General features: G+C 49.6%; 6 protein-coding genes. All 6 read left to right on the top strand.

Translation table 11 applies throughout. The features are described 5' to 3' along the window. Positions 1 to 740 (top strand): acyl-CoA dehydratase activase (locus tag Q0614_RS11670; protein WP_298788881.1); only part of this gene is annotated, 740 nt, incomplete at its 5' end. Beyond that, positions 737 to 1,846 (top strand): double-cubane-cluster-containing anaerobic reductase, encoded by a 1,110-nt coding sequence (locus Q0614_RS11665; RefSeq protein WP_298788879.1) that lies wholly within the window; start codon positions 737 to 739, stop codon positions 1,844 to 1,846. The genes Q0614_RS11670 and Q0614_RS11665, both read left to right, overlap by 4 nt. A 71-nt stretch (positions 1,847 to 1,917) precedes the next feature. Then, a complete protein-coding gene (locus Q0614_RS11660) occupies positions 1,918 to 2,775 on the top strand; it encodes a substrate-binding domain-containing protein (protein WP_298788877.1) in 858 nt (285 codons plus the stop codon). Beyond that, positions 2,768 to 3,544 carry a 4Fe-4S binding protein gene (locus Q0614_RS11655; protein ID WP_298788875.1) on the top strand — a complete coding sequence of 259 codons (777 nt, stop codon included), beginning with the start codon at positions 2,768 to 2,770 and terminating at the stop codon, positions 3,542 to 3,544. The genes Q0614_RS11660 and Q0614_RS11655 overlap by 8 nt, the downstream gene beginning before the upstream one ends. Next, a complete protein-coding gene (locus Q0614_RS11650; protein ID WP_298788883.1) occupies positions 3,544 to 4,371 on the top strand; it encodes a radical SAM protein in 828 nt (275 codons plus the stop codon). Before Q0614_RS11655 ends, Q0614_RS11650 begins: the two co-directional genes overlap by 1 nt. Positions 4,372 to 4,633: 262 nt before the next feature. Beyond that, positions 4,634 to 6,178 (top strand): flavocytochrome c, encoded by a 1,545-nt coding sequence (locus Q0614_RS11645; protein ID WP_297914995.1) that lies wholly within the window; start codon positions 4,634 to 4,636, stop codon positions 6,176 to 6,178. Positions 6,179 to 6,234 lie beyond the last annotated feature (56 nt).

Raw genomic sequence — 6,234 nt, 5'->3', positions numbered from 1 at the left:
CAAAGGTCGCCGTTATGGACGAGCGCGGCAAATTTTGCGAGCTGTTTTTGCTACCTAGCGGCTTTAGCGCAGTTAGAGTCGCGCGGCAGATCAAGCAAATTTTAGAGCAAAAAGGCTACGCAGGGGGCTTCGTAACGGCTACGGGCTACGGACGCGTCAGCATAGAGTACGCGCAGCTTAGCATGAGCGAAATTTTATGCCATGGCCTTGGGGCGCACTTTTTGTTCGAGAAAGACTGCACCGTCATAGATGTGGGAGGGCAGGACACCAAGGCTATCAAAATAGAAGGTGGCAAGCCTACGGACTTCATCATGAACGACAAATGCTCGGCGGGTACGGGCAAATTTTTAGAGATCAGCGCGGGCCGCCTGGGGCTAGAGCTGAGCGAAATTTACAAAACCGCCCGCAAAAATCCCGCGATTAAAATTAGCTCGACCTGCACTGTTTTTGCCGAGAGCGAGATCGTCTCGCTAAGCGCAAACGGAGCCGAAACGAGCGAGATCGCCTACGCCATCGTGGACTCGTCCGCGCACAAGGTCGCCTCTCTCATCAAACGGCTGGAAAATCAAATTTATTTTTTAAGCGGCGGGCTTAGCAACGTGCCGCTCTTCAAACAGCTTCTAGGCGAGCATCTGGGGGCTGAGATTTTTACTCACGAAAACGCAATCTACTGCGGCGCGATGGGCGCTTCGCTTATCGGCGCACGCAAAGCAAATGAAATTTCAAAGGAGACGAGATGAAGATGGATTTTGACGCGCTTAAAAAGCGCAACGCAATGGCTCTGCACGATCTAAAAGAGCAAGGCAAACACGTAGTGGGAATGTTTTGCACCTATTCGCCAAAGGAGCTCATTTACGCCGCGGGCGCCGTGCCGGTTGGGCTTTGTGCCTATGACGAGAGCCCGATAGACGCCGCTCACGCGGAGCTTCCGCGCAATCTTTGCCCACTAATCAAAGCAAGCTACGGCTACGCGGTTACGAAAAAATGCCCCTATATGAACGCCAGCGATCTCGTCATAGGCGAAACGACCTGCGACGGCAAGAAAAAGATGTATGAGCTGCTGGCAAAGCACAAGGACGTCCACGTGTTGCAACTGCCTAATATGAGAGACGGCAAGAGCTTGGAGCTTTTTACCGACGAGCTTAGGGAATTTCGTAAAGTTTTAGAGCAAAAATTTGATACGAAAATCACCGATGAAGCGCTGCTCGATGCGGTGCAAATTTACAACGAAGAGCGCAAGGTGATGTTGGAGCTTTTAGAGCTTGGCAAACTAAATCCGATGCCGGTAGCGGGCAGCGAAATTCATCAAATTTCATTTGCGAGCGACTTCATATACGACAAGCAGGAGAAGCTTAAAATGATACGCGCCTACATAGCCGCCGCAAAGGAGATGACGCCGCCAAAAACTCGCAAAAAGCGGATCATCATCACCGGCTGTCCAAGCGGAGGCGTGTATGAGAAGGTTATCAAGCAGATAGAGGAGCTGGGCGCGGACGTAGTGGCCTTTGAAAACTGCTCCGGCACCAAAGGCTATCAAAACCAAGTGCAAACAAAGGGCGATCTGGTCGCAAATATCGCCGAGCGTTACCTTAAAATTCCATGTTCGGTGATGTATCAAAACGACGCCAGAGGCGATATTATCAAGGAATTTATCCGCGAGTATCAAGCCCACGGCGTCGTTGACGTCGTGTTAAGCGGCTGCCACACCTACGCGATCGAAACGAACAGGATCAAAGAGGCGAGCCGCGAAGCGGGAGCGAACTATATGAGCTTGGAGACCGACTACTCCAAACAGGACGTCGGGCAAATTCGCACGCGTCTAGAAGCGTTTATAGAACTGCTTTAAGCGGGTGGCTCGAAATTTTAAAATGAAGAATTTTCTAAATTTAAAAACAAACCAAAGAAAGGAGAGGTTAGATGAAATTTAAAGAAGTAGACGCATCTCGTCGCGGCTTTTTAAAAGGAGCTTTGGCAGCGGCAGCCATCGCCAGACCCGAATCGATGCTCGCCGGCTTCACGCCGTTTAAGCCTGATTCGCTGCAAGTTTGGTCGTGCGGAGGTTTATCTGAGGCTTTTGCGCAGATAAACGCAGCGTACGAGTCCAAAACGGGGCATAATATCCAGTACACCGGCGCCTTTGCGGGGGCGCTCGGGAAGTCGCTGCTAGCCTTGCAGGGCAAGACGGAGGTTTTCGGCGCTCGCGTTTTGGAGCTCTCTCAAAAACTACGCAAGGTTGGCCTTAGCCTTCGCTTTAGACCGCTGTGTTTTACCGACTACGTTTTAGTAGTGCCAAAGGGTAATCCCGCAGGAATTCGCGATCTAAAAGATCTAGCGGAACCCGGCGTGCGGGTGATGTTGCCGCTAAGGGCTTCGCCTCCGGGTAGCGGACCGGTAAAGGGAATTTTGAAAAATTCAGGTCTTACCGAGCCTGTTATGAAAAATATGGTCGCCAACGGAGCGTGCGTAATTACTATGATGTGCGATCTGGTAGATGGCAAGGGTGATGCGTCCATCATCGAAAAGCGCCTAACGACGCACGATAGATTTAAAGACAAAATCGAATATATGCCTATCGACGAGAAACTCATCCCGCCGGGGCCGCTTACCTTTACGCTAAATATCATGAAATACGTAAAAGACGAGAAGCTTGCCGATGACTTTGCGGACTTCGTCTGCTCGGACGGGCAGGAAATTTTTGAGCGACACGGCTTTACCTCCATCCATTCGGCGCGTGGGCTTGAACTCATAGAAAGGTTTGGTGTAAAAGATGTTTAGTATAGTAAATATGGCAAAGATGAAAAAAGTCTCTAGGCTAACTAAAATTCGTCGTTTGGTGCAGCTGATTTTTATCGGCGCGATCGGACAATGGGCGTATTACGGGATTTTTAGATGCCCATTTATCGTGCCTTTCGTAAACTGCCAATCCTGTCCGATCGTTACGTGCTGGGGGCGGATCGCGACCGTGTTTTTCGGCTTTTGGCTGTTTATACCCGTGCTGGTTATTTTCCTCGGGCGCGCGTTTTGCGGCTGGCTTTGCCCGGGCGGATTCGTCAATCAAATGCTCGGCAAATTTGCCGCTTTTAAGCTTAAGCTAAAAAATAACAGGAAGCTACGATATGTGCAAATAGGCATGGTTCTAGCCGTTTTGCTTAGCGCGGGCGTATATTTTATCTACGGCAATCCTCGCGTCATGATCCCTATCCGCACCAGCGACGAGTACCTAAACGCCGTTATCATGTCCTTTAAATTTTCCGACTGGTACTGGGCAGTTCGCACCGCCGTCGTCGTAGCTCTCATCGCCGCGTCCTTGATCGTCGCAAATTTATGGTGCCGCTTCGCCTGTCCTAGCGGCGGCATAATGGAGCTGCTGCGTAAAATTTCAATATTTCGCGTTTATAAAACAGACGCCTGCGATAACTGCAACGCCTGTTTGCGCAAATGCGAAATGGGCACGAGACCGGACGAGATGAACTGCACAAACTGCGGCGATTGTATGGATGTTTGCCACGCGGACGCCATCAAATTCGGAAGGAAAAAAGATTGATGAATTTTTTCGCCAAACCCTCCTTCGACAACCACCCCTGCTTTAGCAAAAAAGCGTCCGCCGCCTACGGGCGCGTGCACCTTCCCGTAGCGCCGCATTGTAATATCCAATGCAATTTTTGCAACCGCATCTACGACTGCGCCAACGAAAATCGACCCGGCGTAACGGGGAGGGTGCAAAGCCCGGACGAGGCCGCGCTATACGTGGAAAATCTATTTAAATTTAGGCAAGATATCTCGGTCATCGGTATCGCAGGGCCCGGAGATCCTATGTGCGATGCCGATAAGACCCTAGCGACTTTTGAAAAATGCAAAGCCCGCTTCCCTCACGCCCTACTTTGCCTATCCACAAACGGCCTGTCCCTGCCCGAGCACGTGGATGATATCGTGCGCATCGGCGTGAGCCACGTGACCGTAACCGTTAATGCCGTAACGCCCGAAGTGGGCGGCAAAATTTATGCGTGGGTGCGCCACAAAAACAAAATTTATCACGGCGAAGAGGGTGCTAGAATTCTTGGGGAGCGCCAAGAGGAAGGGATTCGCAAACTAAAAGAAGCCCGTATGATCGTAAAGATCAATACGGTCGTAATACCTGGCGTAAATATGGATCACGTCCCCGAAATCGCGAAAAAAGCCAAAGAGTGGCAGGCCGATATTATGAACTGCATGGCGATGATCCCCGTGCATGGCACCCCTTTTGCAAATATCAAATCGCCCTCGAATGAAGAAATTCGCAGCATGCGAAATCTAATCGGCGGCTCAATGGCGCAGATGACTCACTGCAGCAGATGCCGCGCCGACGCATGCGGCAAGCTTTGCGAGAAATGAAGACCTGCTTTGCGGGTCTTTTATCCGGCGCAGGATACACGCTTTCATAGCGCACAAAATTTTAGTAGAGATTTAAATTTAAAATTTGACTAAATTTAGAACTAGCAAGCAGCCGATAAGCGGCTTTTTAGCGGCGGCGGTTTTTTAAAATTTAAAAACAATTTTTAAATAATATTATTTTGCTTTTATTTAACTTTGGGTATAATTCTCCCAAAATTAGGCATCTGAAAAAACCGTATAACGGTAAAATAAAGGAGACATCATGGAAAACGTTTCAAGACGTGATCTGCTCAAAATGAGCCTAGTTGGCGCGGGAGCTTTAGCGCTCGGCTCCGTAAACGCAAATGCTGCGGTTAACGCTAAAGACGTCAAATTTGACGAAGAGTGGGACGTAGTCATCGTTGGTTCCGGTTTTGCAGGACTAGCAGCTGGTATCACCGCAGCCGAAAAGGGCAATAAAGTCCTAATCCTAGAAAAAATGGGACGCGTCGGCGGCAACAGCGTCATCAACGGCGGCTTATTTGCAGTGCCCAATAACGACAAACAAAAAGCAGAGGGCGTGAAAGATAGCAACGAGCTTTTTATCAAAGACTGCCTGAAAGCGGGTCGGGGCCTAAACCACGTCGATCTCATCGATACCATCGCTACCCGCGCGCAAGACGCGTATAAGCTCACCATAAAATGCGGCGTAAAATACATAGATAAACTCTCGCATCTGGGAGGTCACTCCGTCCCAAGAACCGTTCAAACTACTAACGGCAGCGGCTCGGGCATCGTTCAGCCGATGGTCGAGTATTTTAAAAATTTACAGGGTGCGGAGCTTAGACAAAGAGCAAAATTTGATGAATTCGTTTTAGGCGAGGATGGCGGCGTAGAGGGCGTAATTATCAGAGAAAACTACAAATTTGACCCAAATAGTCTAAAAGACGATGTCGAAAATACAAGCGGCGAGAAAAAGACGATCAAAGCCAAAAAAGGCGTAGTTTTGGCAGCGGGCGGATTTTGTCGCGACGTATTTTTTAGAGAGGTGCAAGACCCTTCGATAACCAAAGAAACGGATAGCACAAATCATCCCGGCGCTACGGCGGGCGCGATGAAAGAAGCCTTTAGAATCGGTGCGATTCCCGTGCAGCTTAGCTGGATACAGTTTGGCCCATGGGCTTGCCCAGATGAAAAAGGTTTCGGAGTAGGTTCGTTGTTTAACGTAAATGCAAGCTTCCGCTACGGCATCTCGGTAAACCCTAAAACGGGCAAACGCTATATGAACGAGCTAGCCGACCGCCGCACTAGGGCTCAGGCGATGTTTAAGGTCATCGGTACCGACGGCAACTATCCGATAAATTTCTGCGACGCAAACGGCGTAAAAGCCCTACTTCCCGAGCAGCTCGAAAAGCCTTTAAATTCGGGAATTTTAAAAAAATTTGATAGCATCGATGAAATTGCGGCATTTTATAAAATTCCAGCCGATGAGCTAAAAAAGACCGTCGAGCGCTATAACGGCTTCGTAAAAGCAGGCAAAGATGATGACTTTGGCAAGCCTTTAGATAAAACTACTACTGACGGCTATGACGTTTCTAAACCGCCTTTTTACGCTATACGCGGCACGCCGAAGCTCCACCACACGATGGGCGGTATCGACATCAATACCAAAGCCCAGGTCATCTCGCTAAAAACCGAGATGCCGATCCCTAGACTATTTGCTGCAGGCGAGATCACCGGCGGCGTACACGGAGCTAGCCGCTTAGGTAGCGTGGCGATTGCTGACTGCTTAACGTTTGGTATGATAGCGGGAGAGAATATAGGCTAATTTGCGGCGTCTTTCGGACGCTTTTTGCGGAGCTTGCTAAAATTTTGCTTGGCAGA

The sequence above is a fragment of the uncultured Campylobacter sp. genome (assembly GCF_937997595.1).
Lineage (GTDB): Bacteria > Campylobacterota > Campylobacteria > Campylobacterales > Campylobacteraceae > Campylobacter_B.
This window is presented reverse-complemented; position numbering and strand designations above follow the sequence as displayed.